The 23104-nt window shown below is 65.6% G+C and carries 17 protein-coding genes; 11 read left to right on the top strand and 6 right to left on the bottom strand.

The annotated features are described in order from the left end of the window. Window positions 1–119: 119 nt before the first annotated feature. The gene (locus N911_RS0108260) at window positions 120–998 is read right to left on the bottom strand and encodes a universal stress protein (protein ID WP_029896116.1); all 879 of its coding nucleotides are present in this window, start codon (window positions 996–998) and stop codon (window positions 120–122) included. A 189-nt stretch (window positions 999–1187) separates the two neighbouring features. Here N911_RS0108260 and N911_RS0108255 point away from each other — a divergent pair, with 189 nt between their 5' ends. From N911_RS0108255 to N911_RS0108240, 4 genes are read left to right on the top strand one after another with little or no spacing between them, the layout of a single operon-like run. Then, window positions 1188–1463, top strand: a complete 276-nt coding sequence (locus N911_RS0108255) for a phasin family protein (RefSeq protein ID WP_029896115.1) — start codon at window positions 1188–1190, stop codon at window positions 1461–1463. 3 nt (window positions 1464–1466) lie between these two features. Further along, window positions 1467–3002: an ABC1 kinase family protein gene (locus N911_RS0108250; protein WP_029896112.1), complete on the top strand. Its 1536-nt coding sequence runs from the start codon at window positions 1467–1469 to the stop codon at window positions 3000–3002. A gap of 41 nt (window positions 3003–3043) precedes the next feature. After that, the gene (locus N911_RS0108245) at window positions 3044–3796 is read left to right on the top strand and encodes an ABC transporter ATP-binding protein (protein WP_035104562.1); all 753 of its coding nucleotides are present in this window, start codon (window positions 3044–3046) and stop codon (window positions 3794–3796) included. Further along, window positions 3796–4581 (top strand): ABC transporter permease, encoded by a 786-nt coding sequence (locus N911_RS0108240; RefSeq protein ID WP_029896108.1) that lies wholly within the window; start codon window positions 3796–3798, stop codon window positions 4579–4581. Before N911_RS0108245 ends, N911_RS0108240 begins: the two co-directional genes overlap by 1 nt. Before the next feature lie 267 nt (window positions 4582–4848). Here the strand turns inward: N911_RS0108240 and N911_RS0108235 are convergent, their stop codons facing one another. The 4 genes from N911_RS0108235 to treS form a co-directional block, all read right to left on the bottom strand. Then, window positions 4849–6639 (bottom strand): aldehyde ferredoxin oxidoreductase N-terminal domain-containing protein, encoded by a 1791-nt coding sequence (locus N911_RS0108235; RefSeq protein ID WP_035104559.1) that lies wholly within the window; start codon window positions 6637–6639, stop codon window positions 4849–4851. Continuing rightward, a complete protein-coding gene (locus N911_RS0108230; protein WP_029896104.1) occupies window positions 6626–7078 on the bottom strand; it encodes a 4Fe-4S binding protein in 453 nt (150 codons plus the stop codon). Before N911_RS0108230 ends, N911_RS0108235 begins: the two co-directional genes overlap by 14 nt. 51 nt (window positions 7079–7129) lie before the next feature. Beyond that, a complete protein-coding gene (malQ, locus tag N911_RS0108225) occupies window positions 7130–8626 on the bottom strand; it encodes a 4-alpha-glucanotransferase (RefSeq protein WP_029896102.1) in 1497 nt (498 codons plus the stop codon). Between the two features lie 360 nt (window positions 8627–8986). Then, window positions 8987–12283, bottom strand: coding sequence for a maltose alpha-D-glucosyltransferase (gene treS / locus N911_RS0108220; RefSeq protein WP_029896100.1), 3297 nt, complete (start codon window positions 12281–12283; stop codon window positions 8987–8989). A 165-nt stretch (window positions 12284–12448) separates the two neighbouring features. Between treS and N911_RS0108215 the strand changes: the two genes are divergently transcribed. From N911_RS0108215 to N911_RS0108200, 4 genes are all read left to right on the top strand, one after another. After that, complete coding sequence (locus tag N911_RS0108215) at window positions 12449–13156, top strand: tetratricopeptide repeat protein (RefSeq protein ID WP_035104554.1); 708 nt, start codon at window positions 12449–12451, stop codon at window positions 13154–13156. Window positions 13157–13175: 19 nt separating this feature from the next. Further along, a complete protein-coding gene (locus N911_RS0108210) occupies window positions 13176–17330 on the top strand; it encodes an acyl-CoA dehydratase activase (RefSeq protein WP_029896096.1) in 4155 nt (1384 codons plus the stop codon). A gap of 393 nt (window positions 17331–17723) precedes the next feature. Continuing rightward, window positions 17724–18077 (top strand): hypothetical protein, encoded by a 354-nt coding sequence (locus N911_RS17495; protein WP_138774361.1) that lies wholly within the window; start codon window positions 17724–17726, stop codon window positions 18075–18077. A gap of 71 nt (window positions 18078–18148) precedes the next feature. After that, window positions 18149–20287: a heavy metal translocating P-type ATPase gene (locus N911_RS0108200; RefSeq protein WP_029896092.1), complete on the top strand. Its 2139-nt coding sequence runs from the start codon at window positions 18149–18151 to the stop codon at window positions 20285–20287. An 85-nt stretch (window positions 20288–20372) separates the two neighbouring features. Here the strand turns inward: N911_RS0108200 and N911_RS0108195 are convergent, their stop codons facing one another. After that, window positions 20373–20804, bottom strand: a complete 432-nt coding sequence (locus N911_RS0108195; protein WP_029896090.1) for an HMA2 domain-containing protein — start codon at window positions 20802–20804, stop codon at window positions 20373–20375. 167 nt (window positions 20805–20971) lie between these two features. On the opposite strand from N911_RS0108195, the gene N911_RS0108190 reads away from it, so the two are divergent. The 3 genes from N911_RS0108190 (at window position 20972) to N911_RS0108180 (ending at window position 22727) form a co-directional block, all read left to right on the top strand. After that, window positions 20972–21280 (top strand): HMA2 domain-containing protein, encoded by a 309-nt coding sequence (locus tag N911_RS0108190; RefSeq protein WP_029896088.1) that lies wholly within the window; start codon window positions 20972–20974, stop codon window positions 21278–21280. A 256-nt stretch (window positions 21281–21536) separates the two neighbouring features. Next, window positions 21537–21986 carry a Fur family transcriptional regulator gene (locus tag N911_RS0108185; protein WP_029896086.1) on the top strand — a complete coding sequence of 150 codons (450 nt, stop codon included), beginning with the start codon at window positions 21537–21539 and terminating at the stop codon, window positions 21984–21986. Between the two features lie 96 nt (window positions 21987–22082). Next, window positions 22083–22727, top strand: coding sequence for a peroxiredoxin (locus tag N911_RS0108180; RefSeq protein ID WP_029896084.1), 645 nt, complete (start codon window positions 22083–22085; stop codon window positions 22725–22727). Window positions 22728–23104 lie beyond the last annotated feature (377 nt).

Raw genomic sequence — 23104 nt, 5'->3', positions numbered from 1 at the left:
CCTTTAACCCGACGCGCTTCATCCCGCGATACACGTGCAGGATTATCCTGCCGCGGGTCCAGGGCCGCGCAGGCCCTGGTCGCCCGCAGGGCGAAATCTTCCCCGTATCTCTCCTCTTCCTATTTGCTCACCCACAGGGTGGTGTTGATGCGGCGGAGGAGCTTGGTGGTTGTGGAGGAGGGGAGGAAGCGGTCTTTGCTGGAGGGTTCGTCGGCGTTGCGTCCGCAGGCAACCACGGCGTAGCGGCCTTGTTCGGCTTCTTCCAGGATGGCGCTGGCCGGGTCTTTGGCCTGGGAGACGCGCACGGAGAGTTGTTCCTGGGGGAATCCGTTTTCGATGAGCACGGATTCAGTGTGATCGATTATTTTCTGTGTTTCCGTGGTGATGCGCGGATTGTCGCGTTTGACATGGAATATGGTGATGTTGTGCTCCTCCTCGTTGCCGAGCATGAATCCCACGTGGTCGGCGATGCGGTCGGAGGCGGTGGTTTCGTCCACGCAGAGCAGGACGTTCTTGCGCTGGTTGAGTTCGTCGGGGCGTCGGCAGATCCAGATGGGGAAGTCGAGCTTTTGCCACAGGATTTTGTGGGAGACGGAGTCGCTGACCATTTCCTCCAGCCAGGAGACCCCGCGTCGCCCCAGGGCCACGGCGTCGTACATGCCCTTTTGCGCTTCATGGATGATTTCGCCCACGGTGCCCATTTGCGAGTGGACTACTTTCTTGGTGACTTTGGAGGGGTCGCAGGCGCGGTAGGTGATCCAGTCGTAGGCATAGTCCAGGGCCTCGTGGGAGGAAGTGCGTTTGGCCTCCTCCATTTCCGCCAGGGCGTGCTGCTCCGGCTGCAGGGAGGGGTCGAACGTGCCTCCGGCTGGCCGGGGGGCGACGTAGAGCAGGGTGATGCGGAGGTCGCAGAACTGGTTGAAGAAGCCTTTGACGAAACGCAGCGGGTAGGAGGCGGTGCGGTCGCCGGAAACGGTCAGCAGAAGGTGTTTTTCCATGGGAGGCTCCGGGTGTGCTTGTCTGATTTTCTCCATTGTTATGGCAGGGGGAGCGGCCGAGGGCAAGGAAGCGTGGCTGATTTTGCCGTCAGCGCGCCAGGTTGGGGGAGCATCTTCATTTTTTCCGGGCTGTCGTGCTATGCTCGGCAAGACCCGGAATGGTCCGGGCCGAGACCTATGGAGCCCGAAATGAAGCTGACCGATCTGATGTACCTGGGAATGGGCGCGGCCTATATGGCCAAGGACCGTCTGGACAAGCTGGCCGACGAGATGGCCGAGCAGGGCAAGATGAGCCGTGAGGAGGCTGAAAGCTTCCTGGAGGAGATGCGCGCCCGGGGCGAGAAGGAGAGGAAGGAGTTCGAGGAGCGCACCAAGGAGATGATGAAGGAGGCCGCCGAGGAACTGGGCCTGGCAACCAAGAAGGACATCCAGGAACTCAAGGACATGCTGGCCTCCAGGGGATAGGGCGTGATTCCCTCGCCCGGGCGTTTCTGCAAGGCGTTCCGGGTTCTTTTGACCGTCTTTTGCGTGGTGCGGCGGCGGGGTCGTTTCCTGCTGCTGCGCCCGCAGGGGCCGGCCGAACTGCGGCGGGCCATACTGGAGCTTGGCGTCAGCTTCATGAAGCTGGCCCAGGTGCTGGCCACGCGGGCGGACTTTTTCACAGAGGAGTATCTGGCGGAGTTGCGCACCATCCATGACGAGATGGAGCCCATGCCCGCGGAGGACCTTCGGCGCCAGTTCGCGCGCGCCTACCCGGATGGCTCGCCGTTCGCCGTGTTTGATGAACGCCCCCTTGCCTCGGCCACCATCGGCCAAGTGCACCACGCCAAACTGCCGGACGGCACGCGGCTGGCGGTGAAAATCCGCCGCCGGGGCATCGAGCGGCGGGTGCGGGAGGATTTGCGCATCCTGCGCCTGGCCCTGGCGTTGTTCCGTCCCTTTTTCTCCCGCGCCACCCGCAACTCCCTGGAGGCGGTGCTGCTGGAGTTCGACGCCATGCTGCGCCGCGAGTGCGACATGGCCCGGGAGCGAGACAACCTGGAGCGGTTCCGGCGGTTGTACGGCGGGTTCACCGGGGTGGTCCTGCCGCGTTCGTACCCGGAGCTTTCCTCCAAGGCCGCCCTGGCCATGAGCTACGAGGAAGGCTTCCGCATCGACGACCGCAGGGCCATGGCCTCGTCCGGGGCGGACTTCCGGGTGGTGCTGAACACGGTCATCGAGTTCTACACCGAGCAGATGCTGGTCAAGGGGGACTTCCACTGCGACCCCCACCCCGGCAACATCCTGGTGCGAGACGACTCCACCATCGTCCTGCTGGACTTCGGCATGGTCAAGCGGTTGCCGGAAAGCACTCGCGTAGCCATGATCGAGCTGGTCAAGGCGGCCAACGAACGGGATTTCGACCAGTACGTGGCCGCCTGCAAGCGGCTTGGGGTGGTCACACGGCAGGCCCCGGACGAGCTGGTGCGGGAGTTCGCCGAGCGCATGTTCTCCATCTTCGAGAACGAGGCCCTGTCCGCCTCATCCATGCAGGAGCTGGCCTGGGGCGTGCTGGAGGAGATGCAGGACCTGCCCTTCAAGCTGCCGCAGGAGGTGGTCTACGTCATGCGCGCCTCCTCGCTGGTGGAGGGGCTGGGCACCACCTACATAGAGAACTTCAACGGCATCAAGGACGTGCTGCCGGTGCTCAAGGGGAACCTTCGCCGGGCGCTGGGCCGCTCCGGCCTGCTGCCCACCCTGGCCGGGGAGGCCAGGGACCTGCCCCTCACCGTGCGGCGAGCCAAGTCCGTCTTGCAGGGGCTGGCGGAGGAGGAGTTGGCAGTCCGGCTCCACGGGGACACCATCTCCGAACTGGTGCATGCCTTTCTGGACAGGCTGCGTCCGGCCGCCCTGGGCCTGGTTCTGGTGGCCGTCGGGCTGGCCGCCGCCCTGCTGGACACGGCCTGGGCCGCCTGGACCCTGCTGGCCCTGGGGGCCGTGCGGTTGTGGACCGCCCTGCGCTGATCCCTGGCCCTGAACCGCGAACAGGTTTACAGTCCCCGTCCATGTCCGAGAACGTCATCGAGGTAACCGGTCTGTCCAAGCGCTTTGGCGATGTCAGGGCCGTGGACGACGTGACTTTCGGCGTCGGCCGGGGCCGCATCGTGGGGCTTTTGGGCCCCAACGGCGCGGGCAAGACCACCACCATCCACATGCTCCTGGGCCTTTTGACCCCCACGGGGGGCCAGGTGCGGGTGCTGGGCATGGAGCTGGCCGCCAACCGACGCGAGGTCCTCTCCCGGGTCAACTTTTCCTCGGCTTACGTGAACATGCCGGAAAACCTGAAGGTCTGGGAGAACATGCGGGTATTCGCCATGCTCTACGGCGTGGACCGACCCAAAGAGCGCGCGGCGGAAGTGCTGGAGTGGCTGGGCATAGCCGAGCTGGCCAACCGCCTCACCGGCTCCCTCTCCAGCGGCCAGACCACCCGGCTGAACCTGGCCAAGGCCCTGCTCAACAAGCCGGAAATCCTCTTTCTGGACGAGCCCACCGCCTCCCTGGACCCGGACATGGCCGACCGCATGCGTTCCCTGGTGCGCGACATCCGCGAGGAATCCGGCACCACCATGCTCTTCACCTCCCACAACATGCGCGAGGTGGAGGAGGTCTGCGACGAGGTGGTCTTTCTGGCCCGGGGGCGGGTGCTGGACCAGGGCCCCGTCGCCGAGGTGGTGGCCCGCGCCCAGAGCGAGGACCTGGAGCACATGTTCATCCGCGTGGCCCGCGACGGCGCGCTCACGCCGGGAGGCAAAGGCTGATGCGTCCCCGCCCCGTGGCCGCCATCATGCTGCGGCACGCCTACCTGCACAAGCGCAGCCTGCCCCGCTGCATGGAGATCGTCTTCTGGCCCCTCATGGACCTTTTCGTCTGGGGCTTCCTGACCCTGTACGTGCGGGAGCTGGCCCAGGGCGGGGCGGTCTCCTTCCTGCTGGGAGCCATGATCTTCTGGGAAATCCTCTACCGCGCCCAGCAGTCCATCTCCCTGTCCATCACCGAGGAGTTCTGGGCACGCAACATCATCAACCTCTTCATCTCCCCGGCCACGCCCGCGGAGATGGTGGCCGCGGTCTGCGCCATCGGCGTGGTCAAGAGCCTGCTCACCTCCTGCCTGCTGGGGGTGCTGGCCATGCCCTTCTACGGCTTCGACATCCTGGCCGTGGGCTGGATGATCGCCCCCCTCTACGGCGCGCTGCTCATCTTCGGCTGGGCCGTGGGGCTGGTCACCATGGGCCTCATCTTCCGCTACGGCCGCGCCGCGGAAGGCCTCATCTGGGGCGTGCCCTTCCTGCTGCAACCCTTCTCCGCCGTCTTCTACCCCGTCACCGTTTTGCCGGAGTGGCTGCAATACGCCGCCCTCTCCCTGCCTTCCACATGGGTGTTCGAGGGCATGCGCGCCACCCTGCGGGGCGAGGCCTCGCCCGAATACCTGGCCTGGGCCTTCGGCCTCTGCATCCCCTGGATGCTGGCGGCGGGCCTCTACTTCCGCCGCACCCTGGTCAAGGTGCGCGAGCGCGGCAGCCTGGGAAGGCAGGTCATGGAGTGAGGAGATATATGAGGGAAGGGGAGGAGTCGGGAGATTGCAGCCCGATTTCGCGACCCACGCATGAAAGGCCGATGGGCGAGGAGGGCCATGCCTGGCAGACGCTTCCCGCAATCTCCGGACCGCCCGGCATTCCCGTCATCTTTTGTTCCCGACTGTGGCGACTCGTCTGATTCCCTGAAAAAAGGCGCGGGAAGGTTTGCCTCCCGCGCCTCGTTCACCACGCTGTGAAATCGCATTCACCACGGCTGTGAAAACGAATTCACGATGCTATTCTTTTTCTGATTTTTCAAGGCGTTGCCAGACGTCGGCCCCCTCTTTGGCCAAGCGGTTGATCTCCCGGCCGTAGGACTGGCGGAGGGCTTCCAGGTACTCGGGGTCCTGTTTTCCCTTCCAGGTCTCCACTTCCAGAAAGCGTTTGGGCACCTTGGTCTGGGAGGGGTCGTAGCCGGTGTCGGCGCGGGTTTTCCAGCGCAGCCTCTGGATGTTTCGTCCGGCTTCGCCCATGGACTCGGCCAGCTCAGGCAGGTCCATGGCGGTGAAGCATTCGGCCAGCAGGTCCGGCTTATAGACGCCCCGCGCGAAGAGGCAGGAAACCAGGGAAGTCAGGATGCAGCGGTCGGCCTCGTCGTCCACCAGGAAATTGACTGCCTTGTCAACGTCCTGTTCCTGGTTCTTCTGGTCGAAGCCGTAGGCGCCCACGTCCAGGTGGGAGTGTCTGAACGACATGGACTGGGCCGCGAAGAAGACCTCGCCGGTGGCGTAGCCGGCCATCTCCTGCCCCAGCACGCAGGCGAAATCCTCGCCGCCGTAGTGCTGGGCCGCCACCATGGCGCCCTTGGCCAGCCTCTCGTAGAACTCGCCCTTGGCGTGTCCCAGCAGCCAGATGGCCTCTTTGTAGTTCTCCGCGTCGCCGAAGGCCAGGGGCACCTCGGTCTGCTCCTCGGAAACGAGTCCCTTCTGGAAGGCCTCTGTGGCCCAGGCCAGGGCCACGCCCGCGCTCATGACGTCCACGCCCTGCTTCTCCACCTCGTCCATGATGGCCAGCACGTCGGAGGCGTCGGTCACGCCGAGCATGGAGCCCACGGCGAAGATGGGCTCGTAGTCGTAGCCCACCTGGCGAAGCTGGAAGCGGTATCCTTCCTGGAACATCTCCCGCAGCATACCCACGTGGATGCAGCCCACCGGGCAGCCCGCGCAGGCGGTGTTGCGCATGAGCAGCTCCTCGGCGAACTTTTCGCCGGAGATGCCGGAAACGCGCTCGTCGTGGGTCTTTTGCAGGTTCTCCCAGGGCAGGGATTTCAACTCGTTGAGGGGGATGAGGTTCTGCGGCGTGCCCAGGTCGTGGTATTTGCTCATCATGTCGGTGGAGGTCATTTTCTCGTAGACCCGCTTGAAGAGCTTGGTGTAGCCGCGCGCGTCCGAGGGCAGGTCCAGGTTGCCGTCGCCCACCACGTTGAGCGCCTTGAGGTTCTTGATCCCCATCACCGAGCCGGAACCGAGCCTGCCGAAATGGCGGAAGGTGTCCACGTTGATGCAGGCGTAGGAGGAGAGGGTCTCCCCGGCGGGGCCGATGCGGATGTTGGAGCGGTGCCCGGACCCGCCGGGGAAGGTGCGGCGAAGCACCCGCCCGGCGGTGAACACGTTGGTTCCCCATAGGAAGTTGACGTTCTCGAACTCGATGGCCCTGTTGGCCACCTGCACGGCCACGGGGTGCTCGGCCCGGCCCCGGATGACGATGGCGTCGTAGTCAGCGAAGCGCATGGCCAGGGCCAGCCGCCCCCCGGCGTGGGATTCGGCGTACTGGTCGTGGTAGGGCGACTTGAAGCCGCAGACCACCTTGGACATGAGGGGGAAATACCCGGTCAGGCAGCCGATGGCGAAGATGAGGGGCTGGTCCGGGTGGGACCAGGACACCTCCGGCAGGCCGTATTCCTGGTACAGGGCGGCGGCCAGGCCGCTGCCCCCAAGCCAGCGGGTCTTGTCCGAGAAATGGCGCACCTGGGACTTGTTCTCGTCCAGGTGGAGCACGAGGACGCGGAAGGCTCTATTCGTCGACATCGCAGGTCCCTCCCACGCAGACGTGTTCCGGCTTTTCCATCATCTCAAGGCAGTCGTGCGGGCAGAAGGGCACGCAACGGCCGCAGTGGATGCAGACGAAGGGCTCGTTGTCCGGGGACAGGTAGATGGCGTCCACCGGGCAGGCCTCGGCACAGGCCCCGCAGCGGATGCACTGCTTCTTGTTGACCAGCACGCCGCCGCCTTCCCGCTGCCGGTAGGCCTCGGTGGGGCAGGCCTCGGCGCAGGGTGCCGGGTCGCAGCCCAGGCACAGCCGCGCCTCGAAGCCGGTGGTGATGCCGCCCGAGGATTTGATGCGGATGCCGCATTCGTTCCAGGAAAGCTTCTTGTGCACCTGCCGCGCGCAGGATAGCGAGCAGGAGTGGCAGCCGATGCAGCGCTCCATGCGGGGCGCGCGGAGTATTTTCTTGGGTTTTGCCATTCTCGTATTCCTCCCGTGTTCCGGAGGTTGCCGGGTTCCAGGTGGCCGGGGCTACCCCCGGCCGAAGAGCTTGGTCAGGGAAAGCAGTTGTTCCTTGACGCCGTCGTTCAACAGTCCGGCGTCAAGCCGCCATTCCCAGTTGCCGTTGGAAACGGCCGGGATGTTCATGCGCGCCTCCGAGCCCAGGCAGAGCAGGTCCTGCATGGGGAAAAGGCACAACTCGGCCACCGAGGCCTGGGCCAAGCGGATCATCTCCCAGGGGGCGCGCTCGGCCGTGAACGCGTGGCCGCAGTAGTCGAAGAGGTGCTTCTTGTCCTTTTCCGTGGCCTCCTCCTCGAACCAGCCCCGGGTGGTGTTGTTGTCGTGGGTGCCGGTGTAGGCCACGCAGTTTCGGGTGTAGTTGTGGGGCGCGTCGTGGGAGTCGCCCACGTTGTCGCCGAAACCGAACTGGAGGATCTTCATGCCGGGCAGGCGGAAGGCGTCGCGCAGTTCGCGGACGTCCGGGGTGATGACGCCCAAGTCCTCGGCGATGATGGGCAGCGAGGGCAGGGCCGTGGTCAGGGCGTCGAAGAACTCGAAGCCGGGGGCGTCCACCCACTCGCCGTTGATGGCGGTTTCCTCTCCGGCCTCGATCTCCCAGTAGCCGGCGAAACCCCGGAAGTGGTCGATGCGCAGGAAGTCGAACAGGGACAGGTTGTGGCGCAGGCGGTCGATCCACCAGTCGAAGCCTCGCTCCTGCAGGCGGTCCCAGTCGAAGACCGGATTGCCCCACAGTTGGCCCGTTTCCGAAAAGTAATCCGGCGGCACCCCGGCCACGTGGGTGGGCTGGCAGTCCTCGTCCAGCTTGAAGAGGTTGGGGTTGGCCCAGACGTCGGCCGAGTCCAGGGTGACGTAGATGGGCGCGTCGCCCATGAGGTGCACCCGGCGGGCCATGCAGTGCCGCCGCAGGTCGGCCCACTGGCGGGCGAAGATGTACTGGTTGAACTTGATCTGGCTTATGCGCCCGCGGTGTTCCCCGGCGAACTCGCGCAGGGCGCCTTGTTCGCGCAGGCGAAGCTCCCGGGGCCACAGGGTCCACATTTGTCCGCCGCGCGACTCCTTGATGGCCTTGAACAGGGCGAAGTCATCCAGCCAGTAGGCGTTCTCGTCTTTGAAGCGGTGGAAGAGGGTGTCCTCGGCCAGCCGTATGAAGTTGCGGTCGTAGGCCCGGCACAGCAGGTCCTCTTTGAACTCCTCCACCGCGCTGTAGTCCACCTTGTCCTCGGGCCATGAACCGTCGGAGTCCACGTCGCCCTCGTCCAGCCAGCCGTCGGCCACAAGCTTGTCGGGACTGATGAGCATGTAGTTGGCAGCGAAGGCGGAAATGGCCGAATACGGCGAGTTGCCGATGCCCGGTGTGGTGGGGTTGATGGGCAGCATCTGCCACACGCCCTGCCGGGTTTCGGCCAGAAAGTCCGCGAACCAGTACGCCCCGGGCCCGAGGTCGCCGATGCCGTAGGCCGAGGGGAGGCTGGTGAGATGAAGCAGGACGCCGCTGCGTCTGCGCATGTTGTCGTCTCCTTGTCATCCATTGGCGCCCCGGTCCTGGGAGCGCCGCGTCAAACCGGCAGTCTACACCACGCGCATGGGCGCGTGAAGCCGGGGGGGCACCTTCCGCCCGTTCGTGTAACGCCAAAGGGTTACGGAACCATGCCGCCGTTCTCTTCTCTTTTTCCCAACTCCCTGTCCAAGACCATAGGCTGGCAAGAACGCGCCGGGCGCGAGGCGCGAGAAAACCACAGGCCCGAGCACCTGTAGCCGTTAGGCGAGGAACGAGCCGTACGGATACAGAGAGCCGCGCTGTATTGGGAAATACGCGAGGGTCTGCGGTTTTCGAAGCAACGTAGCGAACGGCGCGTTCTTGCCGGCCTAACCCAGCATCCTCCGGATGGCGCGAAGCGGAACGCGAGCCTGGGAGGGGGCGCGCTCCAGGGCGCGGCCCAGGTCGGCGAAGCACTTCTCCAGTACGTAGGCATCGGTCATCACCGTCACGTCGCGTTCGTTCTCCGGCATGAAGTGGGCCTCGGCCGCCCGGGTGAGCCAGGCGCGCAGGAAGGCGCCGAAGGCTGCCTGCGCCCAGGCCTCCACCCACGGCTCCAGCCCGGGCCGGTCCTCCGGCCGTAGCCAGCTGGAGTTGTCCAGGGCTTCCCAGGCGGTGTCGAAGATGGACCGCTGCATGTCCGCCAGGTCGCGGAAGGGGGAGCGCTTGATTCGGCGCTCGGGCAGCGGCCGCTCCGGGTTGCCCTCGAAGTCGATGACGACGAAGTCCTTGCCCGTGGAGAGCAGGTGGGCCAGGTGGAACTCGCCGTGGATGCGCAGCTTCAGGCAGCGAATGGTGGAGGCGTGGAAGCGGTGGAAGATCTCCAGGCACCGGCTCCGCGCCTCGCGAATGGCGTCCGCCTCGGCCCGCGCGCCCTCGTCCAGGCCGGAGCGACCCCGCTCCAGCTGCGTCATGACCTTCTTCATGGAACTTTGCATGGTCTGGTAGACCGAGCGCTGGTACAGTCGCGAGAAGGGCTCGGCCGCGAAAGCCGGATCGCGGGTGGGCCGGGCCAGGGCCAGGTGCATTTCCGCGGTGCGCGCGCCCATCAGCCCGAACAGTTCCAGGTCGGAGCCGGTCATCAGGCTCCACAACTCGTCCGGGGGATCGACGTAGGCCGAGGCCCCGGGCGAGGCGGGCAGCTTGGGCGGAGCCATGTTCTCCGGCCCGTGGGCCAGCACCCGCTCCAGGTAGCGGTCCACCGCCTTCAGCCCCAGGGAGTGGCCGTCGGTTTCGGCCGGGACGTATTCCTTGAGGGAGGCCACCACCACCGGCTCCTGCCCTTTGCGTCGGTATTCCATGCTGCCCACGAAGCGCGGGGTGTGGTCGAAGCCCACCACCTCGGTGAGGTGGCGCACCATCTCCACGTCCGGGTTGACCCCTTCCTCGGCTTGCCGGAAGAGCTTGAGGAAGTACCGCTGGCCGAAGAGGACGATGGTGTTCACCCGCTGGGAGATGGAGTGGGAGGTTTTCAGTTCCCTGCCTTCGCGCAGGGCCTTGCGTCCCAGCCGCCCAGGCAGGGGGGCCAGTTCTCCGGAGCGGCCCCTGACGGACTTCTTGCGGGCCACAAGCTCCAAAAGCGGGGTGCAGGGCTCGCCCGGCGGCACGCCCTCGTAGATGACCCCGTCGCCTTCGGGGGCGGGAAAGGAGCAGATGACCTCGGGCCGCGACTCGGCCCGCATGCTCTCGGCCTCCTGATTCACAGCCGTGGACAGCAGCAGGTTGAAGGTGCGCGGCGGGTGGTCCACGAAGGAGGCGCGGGTGATGACCAGCCAGCAGGGGTGGCGCTCGGAGCCTACCTGCACCGCCTCCAGCATGCTGAAGTCCTTGACCTTGCGCTCGTCAGCCAGCCAGCCGCGCCGGGCCACGTAGCCGGGCAGCAGCCGGGCCAGCTCTGCCCTGGCCTTGGCGGTCAGCAGCTCGCCGCTGCGGGGGTCGGCCGCCAGCTTGGGCAGGGCGCTGACCTCGTGCGCCCCGGCCTCCCTGCGCAGGGAGAAGATGTAGTAGCCGCAGGGCCCCAGGGTGAAGGGCGTGCCGCCTTCGCGCAGGGTGGGGAAGGCCTGGCGGGAGAATACCTCCTCGGGCACGAAGCCGGACCAGTCCTCCAAATGGAGTTCGGCCATCTGGGGGTGGCGGGAGAGGTTGGCCACCACCAGCACGGCTTCCGGATCCCCGCCGTCCCTCTCCAGGGTGCGCAGATAGGCCAGCACGCTGGGGTTGCGCGGCAGCACGAACTCCAGCTTGCCCCGCGAGAGGGCGGTCAGCCGCTTGCGTGTGGCGATGATGCCTTTCATCCACCACAGGAGCGAGGAGCGGTTGTGCTCCTGGTTTTCCACGTTGACCGCCTCGTAGTGGTATTCCGGGTCGATGATGACCGGCAGGAAGAGGCGCTGGGGGTTGGCTGCGGAAAACCCCGCGTTGCGGTCCGCGGACCACTGCATGGGGGTGCGCACGCCGTCGCGGTCGCCCAGGTAGTAGTTGTCGCCCATGCCGATTTCGTCGCCGTAGTAGATGACAGGCGAGCCGGGCATGGTGAAGAGCAGGACGTTCAACAGCTCGATCTTGCGGCGGTCGTTGTCCAGCAGCGGGGCCAGGCGACGGCGGATGCCCAAATTGATGCGCGCCCGGGGGTCGCGGGCGTACATGCGGTACATGTAGTCCCGCTCCTCGTCCGTGACCATCTCCAGGGTCAGCTCGTCGTGGTTGCGCAGGAACATGGCCCACTGGGAGCCCTCGGGGATTTCCGGGGTCTGGTCCAGAATGTCCACGATGGGGAAGCGGTCCTCCATCTGCAGGGACATGAACATGCGCGGCATGAGGGGAAAGTGGAAGGCCATGTGGCAGGCGTTGTCGTCGCCGAAGTAGGCCACGGCGTCCTCGGGCCACTGGTTGGCCTCGGCCAGGAGCATCTTGTCCCGGTGGTTCTCGTCCACGTGGGCGCGCACCTGCTTGATGAACTCGTAGGTCTCGGGGAGGTTCTCGCAGTTGGTGCCCTCCCGTTCGTAGAGGTAGGGGATGGCGTCCAGCCGCAGGCCGTCCACGCCCATGGCCAGCCAGAAGTCCAGCAGCTTCATGACCTCCCGGCGCACGTCCTTGGAGTCGAAATTGAGGTCGGGCTGGTGGGAGTAGAAGCGGTGCCAGAAATAGGCCTTGGCCACCGGGTCCCAGGACCAGTTGGAGGTCTCGAAATCCTTGAAGATGATGCGCGCTTCCGGATACTTCTCCGGGGTTTCGCTCCAGACGTAGTAGTTGCGGTGGCGGGTGCCGGGGGCGGCCTGGCGGGCGCGCTGGAACCAGGCGTGCTGGTCCGAGGTGTGGTTGAGCACCATCTCGGTGATGACCCGTATGCCCCGCTTGTGCGCCTCGCGCAGGAAGGCCTTGAAGTCGCGCAGGTTGCCGTAGTCCGGGTTGACTTTTTTGGGATCGGCGATGTCGTAGCCGTCGTCCCGCAGGGGCGAGGGATAGAAGGGCAGCAGCCAGACCGCGGTGACGCCCAGGTCCTCAAGGTAGTCCAGCTTTTTCGTCAGGCCCTTGAAGTCGCCGATGCCGTCGCCGTTGGAGTCCGCGAAGCACTTGACGTGCAGCTCGTAAATGATGGCGTCCTTGTACCAAAGGGGATCGTTCATGAGTGCTCTGGATTCCTTTATGGTGTTTGCGGCAGGGTAACACCTTATCCGCGAGGCGGCTTCCTCGCAAGGAAGAACGGCTTCTTGTTGAAAGGGACCTTTGGAGAAGGTATAAGAAGGAATTGGTATGGTGGAATCTTTCGCCGCCACGCCACGGGAGACAAGGTGCAGGGCATACAAGGAATCTTCTCCACCACCACCGGCACGGGCGAGGCTGCGCGCAAGGTCTACTGGACCGCGCGGGAGCGGGACGACGGCTCCATCACCGTACAACCCCTGAGCCGCAATTTCGCGCCATCCGGCCAGCCCAGGAACGTCTCCCGCGAGGATTTCCTGGAGCGGTTCGAGCCGGAGCCGGAGTTCTTTCTGGACACCGTTTCCGACCGCCGGCAAGGCAAGGAGGTCGTGGACGGCCGCCCCCTGGCGGACATGGACCTGCCCGGCGCGGAACAGGTCAACGAGGACAACATAAAGGCCAATTTCAATCTCGGGCTGTGGCTCCTGGAAAACGGCCGCAAGGCCAAGGCACGGCGGGTATTCGAGCGCATTCTGCGGCTGGAGGGGCCCTTCCGCCGCGAGGACAAGCACCTCTTCAACGGTTTCGGCATCGCCCTGCGCAAATACGGGCAGCCCGACATGGCCCTGTCCTTCTACGACAAGGCCCACCTGCTGGCCCGAGACGACGAGAACCTGCACCACAACATGGCCCGGTCCCACTTCGAAAAAGGCGACACAAAAAAGGCCAGGGAAGAACTGGAGAAGTCCCTGCGGCTTAACCCAGGCCTCAAGGAATCGAAGCGGTTCCTGCGCTATCTCAGCGGACAGGGACGCCCCAAGCCGCGCGTTTACCGCCAAACACCGTTCGAGGAGTAGCCCAACAGGGAGGGTGTTCGTGCACATCGGCATCGACGCCGGTTCTGTCAGTGTCAAGACTGTCGTCACGGATTCCGGCGGAAAGGTGGTGTTCAGCGCCTACCGCCGCCACCATGGAGCGCCGCTGCGGGTGGCCCGCGAGATGCTGGCCGAGGCGGCCTCGGAATACGGCCCCCTGCCGGTGGCCTGCACCGGCTCCAGCGGCCGTCGGCTGGCCGCCGCCCTTGGGGCTCCGCACTTCAACGAGTTGTCCGCCTTCGCCCGGGGCGCGGCGGCCCTACGGCCGGACGCCGCCAGCCTCTTCGAGATGGGCGGCGAGGACTCCAAGTTCCTCCTGCTGGAGGACGGCCAATTGGCCGACTTCGGTCTCAACTCGGTCTGCGCCGCGGGCACCGGCTCCTTTCTGGACCAGCAGGCCGAGCGCATGGGCCTCTCCCCCGAGGAGTTCGCCGAGCTGGCGCTCGAGAGCCGCAATCCCCCGCGTGTGGCCGGGCGTTGCTCCGTGTTCGCCAAGTCGGACATGATCCACCTGCAGCAGATCGCCACCCCCCTGCGCGACATCGCCGGGGGGCTGTGCTTCTCCGTGGCCCGCAACTTCCGCGGCGCCATCGTGCGCGGACGGCCCACTCCCGGCCCGGCCCTGTTCCTGGGCGGCGTGTCCCTGAACAAGGGCGTGCTGCGCGCCTTCCGCGAGGTTTTCGGCATGGAGGACATCGAGGTGCCGGAACACTCCACCCAGTTCGGCGCGCTGGGCGCGGCCCTGCGCGGGGCGGAGGCCGGAACCGCCGTCCCCCTGGACCTGGACGGGCTTGACCGCGCCCTGGCTCGCGACGACTCCGGCGCCACCTCCCGCCGCAAACCCCTCATCCGCTCCGGCGACCGCTTCCAGGAACGCCACGCCCCCCACCCGGAGCACCGGCCCGAGCGGCTCACCGGGCCGCTTTACATGGGCATCGACATTGGTTCCATCTCCACCAACCTGGCGGTCACGGACGAGCACGGCCGCCTGCTGTCCAAACGCTACCTGCGCACCGCCTCCAAGCCCATCGAGGCCGTGCGCACAGGGCTGGCCGAGATCAAGGCCGAGCTGGACCCGGACGGCGGGGGGGTGGACATCGCCGGGGTGGGCACCACCGGCTCCGGTCGCTACATGATCGCCGACTTCACCGGAGCGGACATCGTCAAGAACGAGATCACCGCCCAGGCCACGGCCGCGGCCTTCATCGACCCGGAGGTGGACACCATCTTCGAGATCGGCGGCCAGGACTCCAAGTTCATCTCCCTGCGCGACGGGGTCATTGTGGACTTCGAGATGAACAAGGCCTGCGCCGCGGGAACCGGCTCCTTTCTGGAGGAACAGGCCGAAAAGCTGGGCGTTGACATCAAGGGCGAGTTCGCCGAGCGTGCCCTCAAGGCCCGCGCCCCGGCGCGGCTGGGCGAGCGCTGCACCGTGTTCATGGAGAACTCCCTGCAGGCCGGGGCCTCGCAAGGCGTGGAGACCGACGACCTCCTGGCCGGGCTGGCCTACTCCATCGTGGAGAACTACATCGGCCGCGTGGTTTCCGGCCGGACCATCGGGGAGCGCATCTTTTTCCAGGGCGGCACCGCCTTCAACCGCTCCGTGACCGCGGCCTTCGAAAAGCACCTGGGGTTGGAAGTCACCGTTCCGCCCAACCACGACGTCACCGGGGCCATCGGCATGGCCCTCATCGCCCGCGACCACATGCGGGCCACGGGCGGCGAGTCCACCTTCCGAGGCTTCGACCTGGCCCACGTGCCCTTTGAGCAGTCCTCCTTCGAGTGCCAGGGGTGCGACAACCGCTGCGAGATCAACCGGGTAAAAATCGAGGGTTCCGACGCCAAACTCTTCTACGGCGGCCGCTGCGAGAAGTACGACCAGGCCAAGAAGAAACCCGACCCGTCCGGAGACCTGTTCCGCTTCCGCGAGGAGACCCTGCGCGCCGAGCACGAACAGCGGCGCGACGCCTTCACCCAGGCCGGGTTCACCGCGCCGCGCGGGGTCATGGGCCTGCCCATGGTCTTCTTCATGCACGACTACCTGCCCTATTTCTCCACCCTCTTGTGGGAGCTGGGCTTCGAACCGCGCCTTTCTCCGCGCACCAGCCGCAAGGTGGTGGGCCTGGGGGTGGAGGCCGTGCTGGCGGACACCTGCTTCCCCATCAAGGCGGCCCAGGGGCACGTGCGCGCCCTTTTGGAAGAAGGCGTGGACCGCCTCTTCCTGCCCAGCTTCACCGACCTGGCCACCCCGGAGGACGACTTCGACTCCGCACAGGCCTGTCCCCTGACCCAGTCCTTCCCCTACCAGATCACCGCGGCCCTGCCCCGGGCCGACGTCATCGCGCCCACCATTTCCCTGCGGCTGGGCACCAAGCCCGTGCTGCGCGAGCTGCACGCGGCCCTGCACCGCTTCGGCGTGGGCAAGGGGGAACTCAAGCGGGCCATGCGGCTGGCCTCCCAAGCCCAGGCCCGCTACGCCGAGGCCATCCGCGAGCGCGGGCGCGAGTACCTGGACAACCTGGAAGGCCGTGCCCTGGTGATCATGGGCCGCGCCTACAACGCCTTCGACCCCGGCATGAACCTGGACCTCCCGGCCAAGGCCGCCGCCCTGGGCGAGAACGTCATCCCCATGGACTTCCTGCCCCCGGCGCGCATCACCGATTCCTGGCCGTACATGTACTGGCGCTCAGGACAGCGCATCCTCTCCGCCGCCCGGGTGGTGCGCGACGACCCGCGCCTCTTCCCCCTCTACCTGGGCAACTTCTGCTGCGGGCCGGACTCCTTCATCCTCAAGTTCTTCAATGAGGAAATGCGCGGCAAGCCCGCCCTGCACCTGGAGATCGACGAGCACTCCGCCGACGCCGGGGCCATCACCCGGGTGGAGGCCTTCCTGGACTCACTGGACGCCCTGCCGCAACCCCACGTGGACCGCGAGGCCCGGCCCAAGCGCCATGTCCCCTTCCGGCCCGGCCAGGGCGGCGGGCGCACCATCTACGTCCCTCCCATGTGCGACCACGCCCATGGCTTGGCCGCCGCCTTCCGCCACTGCGGCCTGGAGGCCCGCGTCATGGACGAGGCCGGCGACGAGGCCATGGAGCGCGCTCGTCACTATGTCTCCGGCAAGGAGTGCTACCCCTGCGCCGTGACCGTGGGCGAAATGCTGGGCGCCGCCGCCTCGCCCATATTCAAGCCGGACTCATCCGCCTTCTTCATGCCCGGCGGCACCGGGCCCTGCCGCTTCGGCCAGTACAATCTCTTCCACCGCATGGCCCTGGACCGCGCCGGGCTGCCACAGGTGCCCATCTTCGCACCGGTGCAGGACGCCTCCCTCTACGAGGAACTCGGCCTGGTCGGCTCCCGCTTCTCCCGCCGCGCATGGGAGGCCACCGTGGCCTTCGACCTGCTCACCAAAATGCTCCACGAGACCCGGCCCACGGAAGCCACCCCCGGCCAGACCGACGCCCTCTACCAGGACGCCCTGCGCCGCCTGGAGGAAACCCTGGCCTCGGACGAGGAGGACATCGCCGGACTCCTTCAGGACATCGGCCGCGACTTCCAGGCCGTTCCGCAGACCGGCGAAACTCGCCCCCTCATCGGCGTGGTGGGGGAAATCTTCGTGCGCTCCAACCGCTTCTCCAACGAAGACCTCGTCCGCAACATCGAGGCCCTGGGCGGCCGCGCCTGGCTGGCCCCTGTGGACGAGTGGATCCTCTACGTGGGCTACGTCTCCCGCCGCAAAGCCCGCCAGGACTGGGACTACAAGCGGCTGCTCAAGCTCTGGCTGGAACAGCGCGTCCAGGACAAGATCACCCACCACCTGGAAGCCGCAGCCAACGGCTTCCTCCACACCCTGCCCGAACCATCCACCCGGGAAGTCATCGACAACGCCAAGCCCTACATGCGCGACACCTTCCAGGGCGAAGCCATCCTCTCCGTGGGCAAAACCGTGGATATGGCCAAGCGCGGCGCCGTGGGCATCGTCAACGCCATGCCCTTCGGCTGCATGCCCGGCACCGTGGCCACCGCCGTCCTCCGGCGGGTCTGCGACGAGCACTCCCTCCCCGCCATCTCCATGCCCTTCGACGGCACCGCCTCCCCCACCCTCCACCTCACCCTGGAAACCTTCATGGAACAGTGCAGGCAGCGGGTGGAGTAGGAAGAAGAGGAAGAAGGGAAGAGGGAAGATTTCGCCCTTCGGGCGACCAGGGGGCTACGCGCCCCCTGGACCCTGCGGCAAAGTAACTTTGCATGTGTGTTCGCGGGATGGCGCGCGTCTGGGGTGAATACCAGAAAGCACCCCGGCGAAACGACGGTCATTGAGCGCGTCCTTCCTGAAGCCATCACACGGAACGAGCCTTCCGTGGTGCGGGGCATCCCTGCTCAAGCCTGATAAGTTTCCACCGGCCGTGGACACTCCCCGGTCGATATGTTTTATTTCTACTTTGATGGTCACCTTTCAACGGCGAGGATCCGCGGAACGTTTGTGCTCCTTAGCTGATCGGTGTGCTTCGATATCGCGTCACTCGCCACAAACGCATGGGATGTTCCTATGGCTATGAGACGAATCGCCTTTTTCATCGCGGGAGCAGCGGCGGGCGCCGTGGGCATGGCCTACGCCAAGAAGGGCAAGGACGAGAGCCTGCTGCAGGAACTGGTTCACACCGGCCACGACCTCTCCGAGAGGGTTCTGGGGACGGTGGAAACCATCAAGGAAGATGTCGAGGATTACTTGGCCGAGGCCAAATACCGGCATGAAGAGAGAGTGAAGCAGCGGGCCTCGCAACCCGAGCAGGGCGGTCCCACAACGGCCGAGTCCGGCGTGGCCCAGACCGCAAGCGCGGGCCCGGCGGATGAGGCGGCGGAGCCCCGGGCTTCCGACGAAGGAAGCGGCAAGGAGTCCTAGACAGTGGCTCCGCTTGTGCGCCGGTTTTCCGCTCGCCGCTTCCGCAGTTGCACCCAAGCCCGCGCTCCACGATGAGCATAGTCCGCAGCATTCCAGGCCGCATCCGTTTCGATGTGGGCTCGGAGGAGGCCTTCGCGAAGGTTCGCGACCAGCTCCTCGACGACCTTGGCGGAGAGCTCGGCGAGCTGGAACTACGCTACAACCCCCGCTCAGGCAGAGGGTTGGCGCTTTTTTCTCCGGACGAAGGGGCGACCAGCAGGGCGCTGGAAATCCTGGCGGACATCCTGCACACCTCCCTCCCCATGACGCTGCCGCCCTGCCGCGGCGCCGATTTGGGAGACGAGCGGGCCTGCGCTCCGCCGGGGCTGCACCCCGGAGGGCATGCCGAGACCCCGCTGGAACATCCCTTCGTGAGCGTCGCGCGCAAGGTTTTCCTCTTCTTCCTTCGCCGGCGTTTCATGCCCATGCGCATCAGGCCCTATTTCGTGGCCTTCACTGTGGCTCCGCTCATTCTTGAGGGGCTGCGCTCACTGGTGCGGGGCCGGATCAACGTCAGCGTGCTGGACGCCTCGGCCGTGGGCTCGGCCATGCTCATGCGCGATTTCGACACGGCGGGCTCCATCCATCTGCTGCTTGAGGTCAGCGAGGACCTGGAGGACTGGACGCGGGAAAAGTCCAGGGGAGACCTGGCTTCGCTGTACAGGGGGGACGGAAGGCCGGCCTGGGTGCAGCGCGGCGAGGGTGAGGTGCAGATTTCCCAGGACGAGCTACGGCAGGGCGACCTGGTGGTGGTCCGCTCCGGGGCCCGGATTCCGGTTGACGGCGTGGTGGCGGACGGAACGGCCATGGTCAACCAGTCGTCCATGACCGGGGAACCGCTCTCGGTGAAGCGCGGCCCGGGCAAGGAGGTGTTCGCCGGGACCGTGGTGGAGGAAGGCAAGCTCATCATTTATTCCGAGAGCGTGGGCGACGAGACGCGCTTCGCCAAGATCGCCCAGGTCATCTCCGATTCCGAATCCATGAAGGCCGACGTCCACAGCCACGCCGTCCAGCTGGCGGACAGGATCGTGCCCCTGTCCTTCGTCCTCTTCGGGGTGGTCTTCGCGTTCACGAGAAACTGGATGAAGGCCTCGTCCGTGCTCATGGCGGACTACTCCTGCGCCATCAAGATCGCCACGCCGCTGGCGGTGCGTTCCGCCATGCTGGAGTCCGCCCACTTCGGAGCGGTCATCAAGGGGGGCAAATACATCGAGCAGCTTTCCAAGGCGGACGCCATCGTCCTGGACAAGACCGGGACGCTGACCAAGGCCTCGCCCGAAGTCGTGCGCGTCTGCCCCGTGAACGGCTATTCCCGCAGCTACGTGCTGCGCAACGCCGCCTGCATGGAGGAACATTTCCCCCACCCCATAGCCGACGCCATCGTCCGCAAGGCCGACGAAGAGGGCCTGGTGCATGACGAGCGCCACGCCGAGGTGGAGTACACCCTGGCCCACGGCGTCTCCACCACGCTGGGCGACGACCGGCTGGTGCTGGGCAGCAGGCACTTCATCAGCGACGACGAGGGCATCCACATCGACGATTCACAGGAGGCGGTGGCCGAATGCACTAGGCAGGGCCTTTCCACCCTCTACCTTGGCGTGGGCGGCGAGTTGGCCGGGGTCATCGCCCTGGAAGACCCCTTGCGCGAGTCGGCCTACCGCTTCGTCCGGCGGCTGGAGAACATGGGCATGCGGCGCATCGTCATGCTCACCGGCGACGGCGAGGCCTCGGCCAAGGCCGTGGCCGGGGAAGTGGAGATCAAGGAATACCACTCCCAGGTTCTGCCGGACGACAAGACGCGCATAGTGGACGAGTTGCGGGAGGAAGGCCACATCGTGGCCATGGTTGGCGACGGCATCAACGACTCCGCCGCCCTGAGCCGGGCGGACGTGGGCATCTCCATGAAGCACGGCGCGGACATCGCCCAGGAGGCGTGCGACGTCATGCTCACCGTCGACCGGCTGGACAGCCTGGTGGACTCCATCACCCTTTCGCGCTTGGCCATGAAACGAATCCGGAACAACTACGGATTCATCGTGGCCAGCAACACGGCCTTCATCGGACTGGGCGTGTCGGGTCTCATCACCCCGGCTCTTCTAGCCTTTCTGCACAACTCCGGCACGGTGCTGACCTGCGCCTGGAGCATGCGGCCGTACTTGTCGCGAAAGTAGGGAATCCGCGACTTCTCCGGTTTCCCAGAGAAGCCGGGGAAGTCGCGGGCTATGCGGCTCGAATGACGTATGGTTCCGGTCGCGGCTACTTGGCGAGGGTTCTCTGGTTTTGATACAGATGCAGCGTCAAAAATCCCAGGAAAACCGAGCCTCCCACGACGTGCCAGTTTTCGGACACCGTCAGGGCGGCCAGCGCCCCGCCCAGGGAGGCCATCATGCCGCGCTTCACGTAGCGGCGGCCCTTGGCGCTTTTCAGCGCCTTGCCGGCGTTTCGGGCGCGGTTCTTCACCTTCTCCACGTCAATGCCCAGCGTGGTTGCTATCTTCCCCATAACCTGTTCGGCCGAGGTCTTGCCCCGGTCGTAGAGCACGAGCAGGCTGCCGATGCGCTTGTTGACCTCGACCTGCAGGACACCCTTGGCTTCAAGAAGGGAGTCGCGGATGGAGTAAGCGACCTCGGCCACCTTCAGTGCCTCGTTGCGAAAGCGGACCCTGCCCGTGGTTGCTGCCGTGTTCATCGAATTCCTCGCATGTGAATGGTGCTTCCCGTCAGTATTGCAGAAAAGTCGCCATTGCTGTCAACGCGATTGCGGAATATGAACTCCCTTCGCCATACCGCTCTCTTCCGGCGCGCCGTCCGGGCTGGCGCAGCCAGCACTCCGGGCAACCCGCCAAAGGAAACGCCATGAAATTCGACGCAATAGCCTCCCTGCGCCGTTACATATCCATCAAGCACAGCCTGCCCGGCCGCATCCGGATCAAGTTTTCCAAGGATATCCTCCAGGACCCCGACGCCCTGGACCTGGTCCGTTCGGCCATGGACCTTCCCTCGGCTGTCACGGATACCAAGCTGAACCCGTTTTCCCGGACCCTGCTCATCGAATACGACCCCGCGACCGTCCCCCCCGGTCTGCTCGAGGAACTCATCACCACCAGCGACGACGAACGCGCCTCGACCATCGTCGAGCAGCTTCACGAAAAGCTCTACAACTGAACCCGCCACTTTTCGCGCGCCCGCTGTCCGGGCTTTCGCTCCCCAGGCGGGCCGCGTGCGCCCCGCCTTTTCCGGCGCACCTGGGGGAGGCCTGCCGCCCGTCCATTCCTGTGTCCGCTTGGTAATCCGGGCTTTCCGGCTTCCAGTGCGGCGTTGTCCCCTCGCTCCACCTCCCCCGCCCTTCGAAATTTTGCCAAAAAAAAATTATCCTTCCCCCCCTTGCAATAAGAATTATTCCTAAGTAGGAATGATCCTCATGGAAGCCATCGGACGTTTTCAAGATGTGTGTCGGGAGCGCGGCCTGAAGGTGACCCAGCAGCGGCTGGAGGTGTACCAGGCCTTGCGGAGCTTCAGCGGCCACCCCACCGCCGAAGAGGTGTACCGGGAGGCCAGGGAGCGCGCGCCGACCATTTCCCGCGACACGGTCTACCGCACCCTGGGACTGCTGGAGGAGTCGGGGCTGATCCACCGCGCGCCGTCCAGCGGCCCGGGCGACACCGCGGTGCGGTACGACAAGGAACCCGCCGGACACCATCACCATCTGGTCTGCACCGTGTGCGGCGAGGTGGAGGACCTGCACGGGTACGGCCTGGACACTTCCATCCTGGCTCAAGCCGTGGGGGACTGGGGGCGAGTCTATTCCTGTCAGATGGTGGTCCAGGGAATTTGCCGCGCCTGCCTTCAAGGCAAGGCACAAACAGGGTAGGCTTGGGAGCGCTTTTTTTTGGCGCCTGCGCCAAGAGTGAATCCGAAAATCATGCAACCGCCCAATGAAATCGGGCACAAAGCAAGGAGGAACAGCATGACCAATTTGAATCTCTGCCCCATCGGCGAAGGTTTCCCTGAGATGGAAGTCGTCACCACCCACGGCCGCATGAAGCTGCCTCAGGACTTCAAGGGCAAGTGGTTCGTGCTCTTCAGCCACCCCGCCGACTTCACCCCCGTATGCACCACCGAGTTCGTGGCCTTCCAGAAGCGCATCGACGAGTTCAAGAAGCTCAATTGCGAGATCATCGGCCTGTCCATCGACCAGGTGTTCTCCCACATCAAATGGACCGAGTGGATCGAGGAAAAACTCGGCGTGGAGATCACCTTCCCCATCATCGCCGACGACATGGGCCGCGTGGCCGAGCGGCTGGGCATGGTCCATCCCGGCAAGGGCACCAACACCGTGCGCGCCGTCTTCATCGTGGACGACAAGGGCGCCGTGCGCATCATCTTCTACTACCCCCAGGAGCTCGGCCGGAACATCGACGAGATCCTGCGCGCCGTGGAAGGCATGCAGACCTCCGACAACAACGGCGTGGCCATCCCCGCGGGCTGGCCCAACAACGAACTCATCCAGGACCGCGTCATCGTCCCGCCTGCCCAGGACGTGGAAACCGCCAAGAAACGTTCCCAGGAATACGAGTGCTACGACTGGTGGCTCTGCCACAAGAAACTGTAGCCTCATCCACCTCCAAGCGGCCCGGCCGGGAGCGCGTCACCGGCCGGGCCGCCACCTTTCGAGGGGAAACGGCGCGAGAGTGCAGGCAGGCGCGGTGAGAACCCAGTTCTCACCGCGCCATTTTCATGGCGTTTGGTGGAGGGGAATGGATGGCGGCTGGCGGGGGAGGAAGATCAGGGCATTGGGGAGGAACAACAGTTCGGTTTCGCGTTCAACCCATGTGAAGCCAATCGGCCAGGGCTATGGCACCGGGTATGCGAGTCCCCACAATCGCATGTCCGCCGGAGTGCTCCCGCACAACATCCCGACGCGTCCCAATCCGCGAACACACATGCAAAGTTAGTTTGCCTCGGGTCCAGGGCCGAGTAGGCCCTGGT

The organism is Desulfohalovibrio reitneri, from assembly GCF_000711295.1.
GTDB classification, from domain to species: Bacteria; Desulfobacterota; Desulfovibrionia; order Desulfovibrionales; family Desulfovibrionaceae; genus Desulfohalovibrio; species Desulfohalovibrio reitneri.
The sequence above is the reverse complement of the archived record's forward strand: the minus strand, read 5'-3'. Positions and strand labels throughout refer to the sequence as shown.

What these genes read in the sequence shown, in the direction of transcription:
- N911_RS17495 (WP_138774361.1), top strand. Translation starts at nt 17,724, where the DNA reads ATGGCTATGAGACGAATCGCCTTTTTCATCGCGGGAGCAGCGGCGGGC.
- N911_RS0108195 (WP_029896090.1), bottom strand. Translation starts at nt 20,804, where the DNA reads ATGAACACGGCAGCAACCACGGGCAGGGTCCGCTTTCGCAACGAGGCA.
- treS (WP_029896100.1), bottom strand. Translation starts at nt 12,283, where the DNA reads ATGAACGATCCCCTTTGGTACAAGGACGCCATCATTTACGAGCTGCAC.
- N911_RS0108240 (WP_029896108.1), top strand. Translation starts at nt 3,796, where the DNA reads ATGCGTCCCCGCCCCGTGGCCGCCATCATGCTGCGGCACGCCTACCTG.
- N911_RS0108230 (WP_029896104.1), bottom strand. Translation starts at nt 7,078, where the DNA reads ATGGCAAAACCCAAGAAAATACTCCGCGCGCCCCGCATGGAGCGCTGC.
- N911_RS0108180 (WP_029896084.1), top strand. Translation starts at nt 22,083, where the DNA reads ATGACCAATTTGAATCTCTGCCCCATCGGCGAAGGTTTCCCTGAGATG.
- N911_RS0108260 (WP_029896116.1), bottom strand. Translation starts at nt 998, where the DNA reads ATGGAAAAACACCTTCTGCTGACCGTTTCCGGCGACCGCACCGCCTCC.
- N911_RS0108200 (WP_029896092.1), top strand. Translation starts at nt 18,149, where the DNA reads ATGAGCATAGTCCGCAGCATTCCAGGCCGCATCCGTTTCGATGTGGGC.
- malQ (WP_029896102.1), bottom strand. Translation starts at nt 8,626, where the DNA reads ATGCGCAGACGCAGCGGCGTCCTGCTTCATCTCACCAGCCTCCCCTCG.
- N911_RS0108255 (WP_029896115.1), top strand. Translation starts at nt 1,188, where the DNA reads ATGAAGCTGACCGATCTGATGTACCTGGGAATGGGCGCGGCCTATATG.
- N911_RS0108235 (WP_035104559.1), bottom strand. Translation starts at nt 6,639, where the DNA reads ATGTCGACGAATAGAGCCTTCCGCGTCCTCGTGCTCCACCTGGACGAG.
- N911_RS0108245 (WP_035104562.1), top strand. Translation starts at nt 3,044, where the DNA reads ATGTCCGAGAACGTCATCGAGGTAACCGGTCTGTCCAAGCGCTTTGGC.
- N911_RS0108190 (WP_029896088.1), top strand. Translation starts at nt 20,972, where the DNA reads ATGAAATTCGACGCAATAGCCTCCCTGCGCCGTTACATATCCATCAAG.
- N911_RS0108185 (WP_029896086.1), top strand. Translation starts at nt 21,537, where the DNA reads ATGGAAGCCATCGGACGTTTTCAAGATGTGTGTCGGGAGCGCGGCCTG.